This window comes from Pseudomonas lactucae (assembly GCF_036688725.1).
In the GTDB taxonomy this organism is placed as follows: domain Bacteria; phylum Pseudomonadota; class Gammaproteobacteria; order Pseudomonadales; family Pseudomonadaceae; genus Aquipseudomonas; species Aquipseudomonas lactucae.
In genome coordinates this window covers 1-13,219 of the sequence record NZ_JAQQPT010000024.1, presented here as the reverse complement: position 1 = coordinate 13,219, position 13,219 = coordinate 1, and the positions used below count along the sequence as shown (strand labels likewise).

General features: G+C 60.3%; 12 protein-coding genes. 6 read left to right on the top strand and 6 right to left on the bottom strand.

The window, feature by feature from the left end:
* The first annotated feature begins 37 nt into the window (after positions 1-37).
* Complete coding sequence (locus V6M90_RS24430) at positions 38-1,207, top strand: hypothetical protein (RefSeq protein WP_332847263.1); 1,170 nt, start codon at positions 38-40, stop codon at positions 1,205-1,207.
* 147 nt (positions 1,208-1,354) lie between these two features.
* The gene (locus V6M90_RS24425) at positions 1,355-1,879 is read left to right on the top strand and encodes an SET domain-containing protein (protein ID WP_003171544.1); all 525 of its coding nucleotides are present in this window, start codon (positions 1,355-1,357) and stop codon (positions 1,877-1,879) included.
* Here V6M90_RS24425 and can read toward each other — a convergent pair.
* Positions 1,876-2,520 carry a carbonate dehydratase gene (gene can / locus V6M90_RS24420; RefSeq protein ID WP_003188288.1) on the bottom strand — a complete coding sequence of 215 codons (645 nt, stop codon included), beginning with the start codon at positions 2,518-2,520 and terminating at the stop codon, positions 1,876-1,878. The genes V6M90_RS24425 and can overlap by 4 nt on opposite strands.
* A 138-nt stretch (positions 2,521-2,658) precedes the next feature.
* Between can and V6M90_RS24415 the strand changes: the two genes are divergently transcribed.
* Entirely contained in the window at positions 2,659-3,063 is a 405-nt protein-coding gene (locus V6M90_RS24415; RefSeq protein ID WP_003171542.1) for a hypothetical protein, read from the top strand.
* A gap of 105 nt (positions 3,064-3,168) precedes the next feature.
* Here V6M90_RS24415 and rimI read toward each other — a convergent pair whose 3' ends face one another.
* Both rimI and V6M90_RS24405 read right to left on the bottom strand, forming a co-directional pair.
* Positions 3,169-3,621 (bottom strand): ribosomal protein S18-alanine N-acetyltransferase, encoded by a 453-nt coding sequence (gene rimI / locus V6M90_RS24410; protein WP_003188286.1) that lies wholly within the window; start codon positions 3,619-3,621, stop codon positions 3,169-3,171.
* Complete coding sequence (locus V6M90_RS24405) at positions 3,614-4,357, bottom strand: energy transducer TonB (protein ID WP_332847286.1); 744 nt, start codon at positions 4,355-4,357, stop codon at positions 3,614-3,616. Before V6M90_RS24405 ends, rimI begins: the two co-directional genes overlap by 8 nt.
* Positions 4,358-4,544: 187 nt before the next feature.
* On the opposite strand from V6M90_RS24405, the gene mksB reads away from it, so the two are divergent.
* Genes mksB through mksF form a run of 3 tightly spaced genes read left to right on the top strand, consistent with a single transcriptional unit; the run spans position 4,545 to position 9,356 of the window.
* Entirely contained in the window at positions 4,545-5,822 is a 1,278-nt protein-coding gene (gene mksB / locus V6M90_RS24400) for an Mks condensin complex protein MksB (protein WP_003171539.1), read from the top strand.
* Positions 5,812-6,519, top strand: coding sequence for an Mks condensin complex protein MksE (mksE, locus tag V6M90_RS24395; protein ID WP_003171538.1), 708 nt, complete (start codon positions 5,812-5,814; stop codon positions 6,517-6,519). Before mksB ends, mksE begins: the two co-directional genes overlap by 11 nt.
* Complete coding sequence (mksF, locus tag V6M90_RS24390; RefSeq protein WP_003171537.1) at positions 6,516-9,356, top strand: Mks condensin complex protein MksF; 2,841 nt, start codon at positions 6,516-6,518, stop codon at positions 9,354-9,356. The genes mksE and mksF overlap by 4 nt, the downstream gene beginning before the upstream one ends.
* A 103-nt stretch (positions 9,357-9,459) precedes the next feature.
* On the opposite strand, the gene V6M90_RS24385 is transcribed toward mksF, so the two are convergent.
* The 3 genes from V6M90_RS24385 to V6M90_RS24375 are packed head-to-tail and all read right to left on the bottom strand — an operon-like array spanning position 9,460 to position 13,025.
* A complete protein-coding gene (locus tag V6M90_RS24385; RefSeq protein ID WP_141064299.1) occupies positions 9,460-11,763 on the bottom strand; it encodes a PqiB family protein in 2,304 nt (767 codons plus the stop codon).
* Positions 11,756-12,379 carry a paraquat-inducible protein A gene (locus tag V6M90_RS24380; RefSeq protein ID WP_003171534.1) on the bottom strand — a complete coding sequence of 208 codons (624 nt, stop codon included), beginning with the start codon at positions 12,377-12,379 and terminating at the stop codon, positions 11,756-11,758. Before V6M90_RS24380 ends, V6M90_RS24385 begins: the two co-directional genes overlap by 8 nt.
* A complete protein-coding gene (locus tag V6M90_RS24375; RefSeq protein ID WP_332847262.1) occupies positions 12,366-13,025 on the bottom strand; it encodes a paraquat-inducible protein A in 660 nt (219 codons plus the stop codon). Before V6M90_RS24375 ends, V6M90_RS24380 begins: the two co-directional genes overlap by 14 nt.
* Positions 13,026-13,219 lie beyond the last annotated feature (194 nt).

The following is a 13,219-nucleotide window of genomic DNA, read 5'->3' as shown; positions in this document are numbered from 1 at the left end:
CCCGCGCAGACGGGCTTTCGCTGACAAGGAATCAATTATGTTCAAACCGACCAGGCTGTCCCTAGCCCTGGCCGCACTGATGGCCAGTGCGGTCGTACAGGCGGACGTCGAAGTACCCCTGGGCAGCACGCAACGCGTCACCCAGTTGTTCGCTTATCCCAATAATTGCAACGTGATCTGTGTTCGGCCCTGGACGCTGGAGCAGACCGCCGAGCACTACCTGAACCAGAGTGTGCAGCGCGACGGCTACAGCCGAGCCAAGGTCAGCGTCAAGGTCCATGAGGGACAGATAACGGCCACCTTCAGCGGCGTGCCCGACAATTATGGCCAGCCCCTGACGATGCTGCTCGATACCGCCGACCTCGCCTACCAGGGCGCCAGCAAACTCAACAGCGATGGCAAATGGGCCTATAACTGGTACCTGTTCCTGCCGTTGGGCATGGCCCTGGAAAATCGCAAGAGTATTGAGTTGCTGCACTTCCCACCGGACTACTCGCTGACCCAGGCCCAGGATTATCTGGAATCCAAAACCACCGACCGCTGGGCCGCGTTGCTCACCGACAACGGCGTACCGATGGCCGAGACAGCGGCCTACCAGACCATCATCGATATCGCTCCCATCGCGGCGCCGTCCAACGCGGGCAAAGACCTGGAGGGTGTCTACAGCTATTTCACCGATTACCAGACGCGCATGGTCAAGGAACTGAGCCTGCGCCCCACCGGCTCGTTGCCGATGGTGGCGTTCGGCGCGCCGGTGCGCAACTGGATCAAACAGCAATACGGGCAAACCGTAGGCGTACTGGGCCTGGCGCAGATCAGCCCGGAAACCGGCAGAAGCGTTTCGGTATTGGGCTCTAACCATCCCAGCTATATCTGGTATGCCGCCGACCCCGCGACCTATGAAGGCAACGAGCAAAAGGCCGACGATGCCGGCTTGAAGGTGATGGGCCAGGATTTGAGCGCCGCTTGCTGGCAGGCGGGAATGGGCCAGAAGCCGGCGAGCGACCCGAATGTACTGCTCAAGGCCTGCATGAACACCTGGCAAGTCACGCGCAAGGAGCAGACCTGCGAGTTGTTCTACACCTCGGTGCGCGAGCTGAGCCCGGAGCAGGCGAATGCCAAATGCGCTACGCCAGCGATCAAAACTCAGTTGAAACAGCTGAAGAACGCAGCGCCAACCCCCACAATCACGGTTCCAGCGCTATAAGCCGCACAAAAAACGATCGACTTCTACTGTCATATTTGACAGTAGAAATCGGATCCAAGTTAAGCGAGTCTTGAGCTGAGTCCATCCGCTGCAAGACTGGAAGTCAAGCACCACTCGCAGGTCGATGCAGCCTAACCAAGGAGAGTTATGAAGACTCGCCCCCTGGATAAGGCCAATACCGCTGTCAGTGACTGTCTTTACCCCTTCAAGACGCTGTTGATTGAACACGGCTACCCGTCGACCGAGTTATTTCGGGTCGTGCCGACCGCGGCTGACAAGGAGGGTGGCATCAAGGCTCGCCGAGCCCTGGACGGGCGTATACGCATCGCCAAAGTCTCCGGCTATGCCGTGGGCGAACGCCGTCTGCACACGCTGCAGCTATCGCCACGCATCCACTTGTACGATTGTTGGTTCTGCGGCCGGTTGCAGCATTCCTGCAACCCGAATGTATTCTTCGACACCACCTACCTGGAGCTTTGGACCCTGGTGCCCATCGCCGCCGGCGCCCTGCTGACCCTGGACTACGCCAGCACCGAGGACGCCCTGTTCCGGCAGTTCGCCTGCCAATGCGGCGAGCTGAACTGCCGGGGCTGGATCACCGGCAGCCAGGAGTCGTTGAACGCCGAAGGGCAGGCGTTCATGGCTCAGTGGCGGATGCGCAAACGGCCTTAGGCTTCGCCCAACGGGCGCAGGCGATATTGCGGCGGCAGTTGCTCGAAGCCACTGATGGTCGTGTTCAAGCTCTTCCAGCGACCATCCTTGATGCCGTAGATGCAGCCATGGATCGACAGGCTCTGCCCACGGTGCCAGGCGTTTTGCACAATGCTGGTATGACCGACGTTGGCCACCTGCTGAATCACGTTCAGCTCGCACATGCGGTCCACGCGCTCCTCTTCGGTTGGCAACTGAGCCAGCACGTCGCGGTTTTCGTAGTAGAGGTCACGGATGGTACGCAGCCAGCCGTCGATCAGGCCGAACTGGCGGTCCTGCATCGAGGCCCGCACGCCGCCGCAGCCGTAGTGGCCGGTCACGAGGATGTGTTTGACCTTGAGTACATCGACCGCGTACTGGATCACCGACAGGCAGTTGAGGTCGGTGTGCAGCACGACGTTGGCGACGTTGCGGTGTACGAACAGATCACCCGGCAGCATGCCGACGATCTCGTTGGCCGGTACGCGGGCATCGGAGCAGCCAATCCACAGGTATTCCGGGGTTTGCTGGCGGGCGAGCTTGGCGAAGAATTCGGGATCTTCCTGTTTGATCGCATCCGCCCAGCGTTCGTTGTTATCAAGCAGGTCTTGTAGTTCGTTCATCAGGAAAGCCTCAGGAATGATGCGCAGGTGTGTGACTGACGACCCGTCGTCCAGGTCACGCCGAACGCCAATCAGCTTGAATCTTTGGGTAGCTGTGCCTGTCCACACACTATATGCCCCACAGTATGAGGATTGGCCATGACTGAATCACGACGTCCCTACGGCGCTACCCAGCCCGAACCGATTGATGACAATGAAGACCGCATGGGTGAGATGCGTGAGCTGGATTTTGACGAGCAGGACCAGACAGCGGAAATCGGCGACGAACTGCCGCGCCGCGAACGCGACCATCTGATGCCCGGCGAACGGGTACGCGAGGCTGGGCTGACCGGGGCGTCGACGGATGACCATGAGTCGACCGATGACGATATGAGCCCGGAAACGCTGATCCATGAGGACGGTGCGCGGGATGCGCGGGAGGAAGGTGAAGATAACGCGGCGGACTATGACTTGAGCGTCGTTGGTGAAGATGACATCGGCGGCGGAAACGGATTGGATGAGGCCGAGCTGGCCGATCTGGACCCGCTCAACGGCAAGCGCTGATTGAAATGTGGGAGGGGCTTGCTCCCGATAGCAGGGGTCAGGGACTGATAGGTCACTGATACACCGCTATCGGGAGCAAGCCCCCTTCCCACATTGGCGCTGTGTTTAATCGACGAGCGTGCAAGCCATGACCACCGCATCTTCGCGGCCACCGACCGCGGGGTAATAGTCCCGCCGACGGCCAATCTCGTTGAAGCCATAGCGCTCATACAGGCGAAACGCGCCGGTATTGCTGTCACGCACCTCCAGGAAGCACTCCCGAGCGTTCGCTGCGTAAGCGCGGGACATCAGGTGCTCCAAAAGCGCCAGCCCCAGACCACGCCCCTGGTTTTCCGGTTTGACGGTGATGTTCAGCAGGTGCGCCTCATCGAGGATGATCTGCACCACGCCGTGCCCCACCTGCTGCTCACCTTCGAACATCAGCCAGATCTGGTACTTGCCCAGCCCGTCGAGAAAGATCCCGCGCGTCCAGGGATGGCTGAACGCCGCGTATTCGATTTTCAGCACGGCATCGAGGTCGGCCTCGGTCATCGGGCGGAAAGATAAAGCCTCACTCATCGGTTGTTTTCCAGCGCGCCATCAGCCGGCGCATGGCTTGCCAGACATCAGCCTTACGCTGTGGCTCTTCCATTAATAATTCCAGGCCCGGCAGGGCCCACACCGAACCCAGGCCTTCGACCTGCAGCTCGCGGTACCAGGCTTCGGCATTCGCCTCGCCGGCAAACCGTACGGCGGGCAGGCCGATCAGCCACAGGCACACACAGGGTTCGTCTTCCAGGCGCGCCGAAACAAAACCCTGTACAAAATCTCGCGCCGCTTCGGGGCCCTGGTCCATGTTGCCGCGTACCAGCAGCGGCCAGCGCACCGGGTCGCCGACAATTTGCGGGCTGTCGGGCAGGCCGGCGGCGCGCAACATGTCTTTGAGCAGCATGTAGGCAGGGTCGCGGGTCTGGAAACGCTCGCCGGTGGGCAATTCCACCAACAGCAGGCAGCGACCGGCGCGCAGCAATTGCAGGGCAAAGCGCGGCGGCGGCACGACGGGCGCCTTGACCACCGTGACAGCCTCTTCGGCAACCACAGGCTTGGCCACGGCGGACGGGCGCGGCACCTCGATCCTGGCCCGCTCGACCACCGGGCGCGCCTGGGCCTCAGGCTTGACCAGCGCCACCGGCGCGGCGGCCTCCTCGCCCGACGACTCGAACGCCTCATAGGGCTCAAGCGCCTGCAGCAGCTGCGGCCGCGACGGCGCGGCAAACGGCAGTTCAGTGCGGGGCAGCCAGTTGACCACCTGCATGGCGGTCAAGTAAGCGCGACGTCGGGACTCGATAAGCACAGCTCGGCCACTTGTGGATAAGTTAAGAGCGAGGATTCTACCGCTGTTCGGTAACAATCGCCCACTGCGCACTGACCGGCTGTGGATAAATCCCGCGCCTGATGCAGTACAATCGCGACTTTTAATCGCCAACCAGCCGGCCATTCCCATGATCGAACCCAAGCGCGTCCTGCGCGCCCTCGCCGAACACTGGGCCTTACTTGAGCCACTGTGCGAACACTTCGACCAAGGCACCCTGAGCCTCGGCGAGCTGCGCGCGCAACTGGCCGCCCAACAATTGGACAGCACGCCCCAGGACATCACCAGCCTGCTGGACGTGTGGATCCGCCTGGATATCCTGGTGCCCGTCGCCAAGAGCCCGAACCGTTTCGAGCTCAACGCACAAATCCACGACTTCCTGGCGTACCTGCGCAAGGAGCACCGGCTCGGCCTGTGCCTGGAGATTGAAGCCTACCTGCGCCACCTCGAGCGCCTGGCCGGTTATATCCAGGATGCCTTCGACATCCGCGACGGCCACGACCTGGCCCGTCAACTGCGCCTGTTGGACATGCGCGTGCGCGATGTACTGAAAAAACTCGCCAACGACGAACAGGCCCTCGCCGCCGTGGCCGACCGCGCCAAGACCAGCGACCGCCAGATCCCATTGCGCCAGCGTTACGCCGAAGTCCTGGCAACCTGGGACGAATACGTCGAACCAATGATCCAACTGGTGAACGCCGACGGCGCCTTCGAGCAAGGCGTGCGCAAGGTGGAAAACGTACTGCTGCGCATGCTCACCGAGCAACAGCGCCTCGGCCACCTAGTGGACGACGACATGCTGCTGCGCACCCACGCGCGCATCCTCGAAATGCAGACCAGCGCCCAGTTGACGTTGCGCCATGCGCGGGAGCTGCTGCTGCCACTGCGTGAAGAGGCGCGCCGGCACAATGCCGTCACCCGTGGCGCAGCGCTCGCCTTATCGGCCATCCGCCGTAAAGGGCTGGATGCGGTCCCACAGGCCGCGATGCCGATGTTCACCCGGCCGCAAAGTACGTTCCTCGGCAGTGCCAGCCAGGTCGAAGCCTATGTGTATGCACTGGCGAATTTCGAGCCGAAACCGGCGCGTTTTCCCAAGGCGCACAAATCCCACAAGGGCGAAGCCCAGCGCGCGCCGCGCACGGTCAAGGAAATGCTCGAGCGCTGCGAAGACGCGCTGCCAATGCCGGACCTGATGACCTGGCTGCTGGAGCAGGAACCGGACGGCGCCACCGACGAATTGCTGTACTGGTTCTCGCGCCTCTCGCGGGAAAAACGCTTCAAACGCGAGCGCCTGGAACGCCGCGACTACCACACACACGAGCATCAGGTCAGCCTGCGCTCATTCGCCCTGCTCCCGGCCAGCCCTGATGCGGCCGAGACTTCTGCGAGCACCCCTTATGCATCTTGATCTTTCCGAACTGTCCCAACTGGCGCCGATCTTTCGCGAGCTGTTCAAGGGTTACCACGTCAGCCGCCGTGACCCGGAGCTGTACACGCAACTGTCGAACTTCCAGGACCAGTACCGCACGCTGTTCAAAGCGCTGGGCTTTGAGCTGGTCTGCGATACCCGTGGTTTCTACTATTTCGTACCGGACTCCGCCATCGCCAGCGCGCAGGTGAACAAGACCGCCCAGCGCCTGGCGCTGTTCACCTTCATCATCGTCGAGCACCTGGCCGATCAGGGCCGTGACCCGATCGCCGTGCTCGACGGTGGCAGCCTGGGCCGCGATGAGTTGCCGTCCCTGCTGGAAAAATACCGCGACCTGTTTATCCAGGCCGAAGTGCAGACCCAGGAAGAACTCGAAGAAAAAATCATGCGCCGCATGACCCAGCTGGGTTTTGCCAGCGAAGACAGCGGCATCTATCGCTTCCTGCCGCCCATGCACCGTTTCCTCGACGTGTGCCTGTCGGTGCAGCAGGACCGTGACCTGGCGGCCAGCGTGCACAGTGTGTTGCCGTTGCCTGCGCCAGTGATCATCGACGAAGACAGCGATGAAAAACTGCTGAAGACCGATGACCCGCTCGACTTGAGCGACTTTGCAGACGAAAGCGAAGAAGACGCCCTGGCCCGCGCCATTGCCGAAGAACAGGAGACCGATGCATGAGCAAGGAACGCTACGGCATCCGCCGCTTCGCCCTATTGAATACCGCCGGTTACAGCCTGGGTTTGTTCCCGCTGGAAGAACCGTTGTCGGTGTATGGCGCCAACAACCTGGGTAAATCCGCGTCGATCAACGCCTTGCAGTTCCCGATCCTGGCGCGCATGTCGGACATGAGTTTCGGCAAGTACACCCTGGAACAATCGCGACGCTTCTACTTTGCTACCGACACCAGCTACATCCTGGTGGAAGTCTCCCTGCCCCATGGCCCGCATGTCATTGGCGTGGTCGGTCGCGGCCCCGGCGGCGGTTTCGGTCACCAGTTCTTTGCCTACGCGGGCAAGCTGGACCTGGCTCACTACCAGAAGAACGACACCTGCCTGCGTCAGAAAGAGCTGTTCACCAACCTTGAGCGCGAAGGCCTGAAAGCCTACGAACTCAAGCCCGATGAACTGCGCCGTTTGCTGGTCGGCGGCCACACGTCAATCCCGCTGGACCTGACACTGATCCCGTTGCGTTCCACCAGCGAACAGAGCCTTAAGACCTTCCGCGCGCTGTTTATCAACCTGCTGCACATGCGCGAAATCACCGCGGCCAAGCTCAAGCAATTGTTTCTGGATGCCTTCGAACACAGCCTGCGTTCCGGCAGCGTGGATTACATCGCCGCATGTGAAGAAGCCTTCCGCGATGTACGACGCATGGAACAGGACTACAACTCACTGGTCGCCGCCGGCCCGTTGGTCGAGGCACTGGCCAATGGCGTGAAACAGCGCGACATCCTGCGCGGCAAACTGCATCGCCTGTCGCCGCTGCTGGATTCGCTGCTGGGCACCTGGTCGGACTACGCAAGTGCACGCAAGGAGGAGCTGACTATCCAGGCCGAGCACTACCGCAACGAGCAGGACGCGCTGCAGAACGACCAGCGTGGCGGTACCCAGGAGCTGATGCGCCTGGAGCGCGAAATCAGCGGCATCCAGCGCTGGCTGGGCGAGCTGTCGGTGCTCAAGCATCGCTTTGCCCTGGTCGATGACGTGAAAGTGCTGGAACAGCAATTGCTGGCGGCCAAGGATGCTCACGATGAACTCGCGGGTGCTCTGGCACAGTCGCGGCAGTTCAGCGCCGAAGATCTGGACGAGCGTCTGCGCGACCTGGAAAAACGGTTGAAGTCGGTCAGGCAGCAACTCGATCACGCGGATAACAACAGTTACGCCAAGCTGCGCGAAGAATTCTCGCAGCAGGATGTCGAGCGCCTGATGCGCCTGTTCAACAGCGCGTTGTTCAGCCTGCCGTTGGGCGAGCATGGCATCACGCTGGATGAGGACGGCCAGTGGGTCAAATCCCTGGAGCAGATCCTCGATGGTTTCAAGGGTGAGCGCTTTGAAGTGCCGGGGCTGTCCATTGACATCTCGCACATCGAGCCGCCGGCATTGCAGGCTCTGGCGGACCGCGCGGCCTTGCGTGACCAGAAGGAACGTCTGGAGAAAGAACTCAAGCAGCTCAAGACGCAGCAGGCGGTAGCGTCTGACCGCGCGGCGAGCAAGACCCAGACCGAAGCGCTGTATCAGCAAGTGCTGGATGCGCAAAAGGCCCTGGAAGACTTCCGTCGCGCGCAAACCCTGAGCGCCGAAGAAGGCGAGAAGCTGGAAAACCTGGCGCAGATGGAAGCGGCGCAGGATGAATTGAAGCGCTCCAGCGACGCCTTCACCGAACGCGTCCAGCAACTGTCGGCCAAGCTGCAACTGGTCGGTCGCCAGATCGGTGATATGGAAGCCAAGCAACGAACGCTGGATGACGCCTTGCGCCGTCGCCAGTTGCTGCCGGCGGACCTGCCGTTCGGCACGCCGTTCATGGACCCGGTCGACGATTCCATGGACAACCTGCTGCCGCTGCTCAACGACTATCAGGACAGTTGGCAGGGCCTGCTGCGCGCCGATGGCCAGATCGAGGCGCTGTATGCTCAGGTGCGTCTCAAGGGGGTGGCCAAGTTCGACAGCGAGGACGACGTCGAGCGCCGCCTGCAACTGCTGATCAACGCCTATGCACACCGTACCGACGAGGCGCTGACGCTGGGCAAGGCACGCCGCGCAGCCGTCACCGATATCGCACGGACCTTGCGCAATATCCGCAGCGACTACGACAGCCTGGAACACCAGTTGGCGTTGTTCAACCGCGAGATCAACAAGCGCCAGGTGTCCAACCTGCAAAGCTTCCGCATCGTACTGGCGCCGAACAAGGAAGCGCTCAAGCATATCGACCAGATTATCCACAGTGCCGGTCAGTATGAAGAAGGCGAAACCCTGTCGGTATTCGACCTCAGCCAGAGCGCCGAGCAAGACAACAAGAACGAAGAGGCCAAGGAGTACCTGGCCCGCCTGGTGGCGGCCAACCATAACCAACTGGGCCTCAAGGATTTGTTCGAGCTGGCGTTCGAAATCACCAAGGTGCATGGCCAGCCGGTGATTCACACCGACATCGATGGCGCGGCCTCCAACGGCACGACCATGACCATCAAGGCGCTGACCAACATGTACTTGTTGCTGCACTTGATGGACCGCGACCAGGCCGGGCGCGTGCGTTTGCCGTACTACCTCGATGAAGCGGCAGACATCGATGAAAAGAACCAGGCAGCGCTGTTGGAAACCAGCCTGCAACTGGGCTTTGTGCCGATTCTGGCCAGTGTGAAGCCACAGGTGTCCGCCCAGGTGGCGATCGACCTGGAAGGCGGCAGCGGGCCGAACGGGATCTACATCGATGAGGCGGACTGGAAGTACATCCGTCGTCACGATGTGGTGAAGGCCACTGTGAATGTGCAGGCGGATGAACCGGAGCTGGATGAGGTTTAATTTTTTCCGCTGAAACACAAAGGCCCCTGGGGAGAATCCAGGGGCCTTTTTTGTGTCTGTGCCGGTCTCATCGGGAGCAAGCCCCCGATGGCGGCGCCTGGGTCTACTTACCGAGCGGAATTTTAGGCGCCCAGGTCAGCCATTCATCTTCAAACTTGTCGAACAGCGGGAAGGTCTGCTGCGGTCGCGCAGCATTGCCCATGCGCTCGCCGTCCGGGGTGGCAAAGGCAATGCCACCGGCGACCAGGGTTTCCAGAGACTCAGTGCGTACGGTCGCGCCTTTGAATAAGCCGAAGTCCAGGCCAAACCCACTGGTGTTCCAGAAGCGGCTACCGCTGCGCACCAGCGGCGCGTATTTGGGCTCGATCAGAATGTGCACCAACACGCGGTCGGCGGTCTGGCCCAACTCGTAGCCGGTGACTTTGCCCACGGTGACTTCGCGGTAGGTGACCGGTACGCCCTCTTTCAGCGATCCACGCCGCGCGGCGCTGAGGACCAGGCTCAAGCCTTGTTCCTGATGGACGGCTTCGGGCGGTTGGTCCAGGGCGACGAAACTCTTTTGTGGGCCTGCACTTTTCGCTGCCGGCTGCACTTCGATGTACTGACCGGTGACCAGGGTTTCCAGGTTGGAAGTCTTCATCAAGCCCAACTCAGGCTTGACGATCCAGAACTGAGTGCCGACGCGCGCAATTCGGTCCGCCACTTGGGTAATACGTGCACTGAGCAGCACCGATTGCATGTCGGCACTGAGGTCGACGCTTTCGACCTTGCCCACATCCAGGCCTTTGAAACGCACGGCAGTGCCAGGGCGCAGGCCATCAGCGCGGTCAACCTTGAGAGTGATCAGCGTACCGTGTTGATTCGCGGCCTCGCGGTCAGCGAACAGGCGGAAACGCGGGATGCGCTTTTTCAGCGGTACGTTTGGCTCCGGCGTTTCGAAGGCGATGCCCCCGGCCATCAGGCTGGCCAGGGATTCACTCTTGACCTGGATGCCACCAGTAAGACCTCCGGTCAGCGTGACACCGCTGGCATTCCAGAACCGCGTTGAGCCGTTCACCAGGTTTTCGTATTCCTTCTCGATGTGAACACCGATCACCAGTTGCTTGTTCTTACGCGAGAACTGGTAGCTCTGCACCGAGCCGACCTTGACCTGTTTGTAGAGGATCGGACTGCCGACATCCAAAGACCCGAGGCTGTCGGTGAACAGCACCATGTGCAGGCCCGGGGAGCGCAGATCCAGCGGTGGCGCCTTGGCGCGGGCCACATATTCGCGCTGGGGTGCAGTCCCTTTGTCACCCGGACGAACAGCGATGTAGTTACCTTTTACCAGCGCTTCCAGGCCTGTGATGCCGGCCAGGGAGATGGAAGGCTTGACCACCCAGAATTGGGTGTCCTGTACCAGATAGTCTTCGGCCAAGGGGTCGAGGGTCAGCTCCGCGTTGGCGCTGGAGAGGTCCGGGTCTATCTTCAGGGTTTTGAGGGTACCGACCTGGATGCCTTTGTACATCACCGGCGTACGTCCAGCCTGCAAGCCCTCGAAGTCGGTGAGCTTGACCTTGACGCGGATGCCGGCGGCGGCGGCATCGAAGTCTTCGTACAGACGGAAGGGCAGGCTCGGATCGGTGGGTGGGCTGTCTTTGCGGTTTTCGGGTGTGGCGAAAGCGATACCGCCAGCGACGATGCTGGAGAGTGATTCGCTGCGCACTTTTACGCCGGACAGGTTGGCGTCGATGCTGATGCCGCTGGCGTTCCAGAAGCGCGTGTGTTTACGCACCAGGCTGGCGTAGGTCGGCTCGATGTAGACCTTGATTTCGACGGTGCTCTGGTCCTCGGACAGCAGGTAGCTTTTGACCTGGCCGACCTGGATCTGTTTGTAGAACACGGGACTGCCACGGTTCAACGAACCGAGACGGTCGGCCTTGATGGTCAGGTGCAGACCGGGTTTGGCGTCCGATAACGGCGGTTCCTCGGACAGCGCCTTGAACTTGCGTGTCGGCTCGCCATCGCCAGGGCTGGCGGCGATGTAGTTACCCGAAACCAGGGTTTCCAGACCGGTGATGCCGGCAAGGCTGACACTGGGCTTGACCAACCAGAAGCGCGTGTTGGTCTTGAGGTATTGATCGACATCCTTGTTCATCTCGATGGTGGCGATCACCCCGCGATTGTTGCCTTCGTCGTCCAGGGCCAGCGCCTTGACCTTGCCCACCGGCATGCCTTTGTAGACCACTTCAGTCTTGTTGACCTGAATACCTTCGCCGCTTTCGAAGCGCACCTGGATCTCGATGCCCTGTTGTGAATAGGCGCGCCATCCCAGCCAGCCACCGATGATCAAGGCGATCAGGGGCAACACCCAAATGGCCGACCAGTTGGAAGCTGGGCGTGTTTTAGCTTTAGGCAAATCACTCATGGTCGTCGTCCGACTCCGTGTTATCCCAAATCAGTCGGGGATCGAAAGTTACTGCGGCAAGCATCGTCAAGATCACCACACTGGCGAACGCCGCCGCACCGAGGTTAGCCTCGACGCTGGCAAGCCGTCCAAAGTTTACGACCGCCACCAGAATGGCGATCACGAAGATGTCCAACATGGACCAACGTCCAATGAACTCGATAAAACGGTACATCACAATACGTTGTTGCGCGGACAGCGGTTGGTGACGCTGCACCGAAAACAGTAGCAGACCAATGCCCACCAGCTTGAATGTCGGTACCAGGATACTGGCGATAAATACGACAGCGGCGATGGGAAACATACCGTGCTGAACCAGTTCTATCACCCCGGACATGATGGTGCTGGGGCTGCCCTGGCCGAGTGAATTGATGGTCATGATCGGTAACAGGTTGGCGGGGATATACAGAATCGCGGCGGTGATCAGCAGGGCCCAGGTACGCGTGAGGCTATTGGGGCGACGTGCATGCACGAGCGCACCGCAACGGGTGCAGGTCTGCTCGTCCGCATCCGGTTCTTGTTTGTTCAATTCATGGCATTCGGTACAAATCAGAATGCCTGCATCAATCGCCCGCATGATCATCCTCTCCTGAAAGCGCTTGCCAGATTTGGTGGGGCGACATCACCACCTCAAGCAGAACTTGAACCATTAATAAACTGACGAAGCAGACCAGACCCAGGCCTATCGTAATGGAGGCCATGTCGGCGAGTTTGACGATCGCCACCAGCACTCCCATGAGGTAGACCTCCAACATCCCCCAATCTTTCATGTGATGGTAAATGCGGTATAGCAGCAGACCGTAACTTCGCCCGACCTTCCAACGAATGCTGAGTAGCACGGTCAATTGACACAGTAGCTTGAGCAAAGGAATCGCCATGCTGCACAGGAATACGACGGCTGCAACGCCTTGCATGCCGGTATCGAACAAGCCGACTACGCCGCTCCAGACGGTATCCTCCGAGGACTGCCCGAGTAGATTGAGCTGCATGATCGGCAGAAAGTTCGCGGGGATGTACAACAACAACGCGGCGAGCACCAAGGCGAGGCTGCGCTCCACGACATTGTGGCGGTGAGCGTACAACTCGTAACCACAACGTGGGCATTGGGCTTTTTCACCGAGGGCGAGCGCGGGTTTACGCATCAGCAAGTCGCACTCATGGCATGCCACCAGATCGTCCAGTGGTAGATCCGATACCTCAATGGCATCAACTGGATCGGGCATAGATAGGGCTCGTACTCTAAAAAAGGTTAGGTGCCTATTCTAGTGGTCTGTTTCAGAAATAACTGTGCAAATTTGTCGGGGATAATCGTCGTGCAGGCCGACGAGCGAACCTCTCAATACTTTCCGAGCGCCCAAAACAAAACCCCACCTGCTTTCGCAAATGGGGTTTCGGAATTTAATCTTGACGATGACCT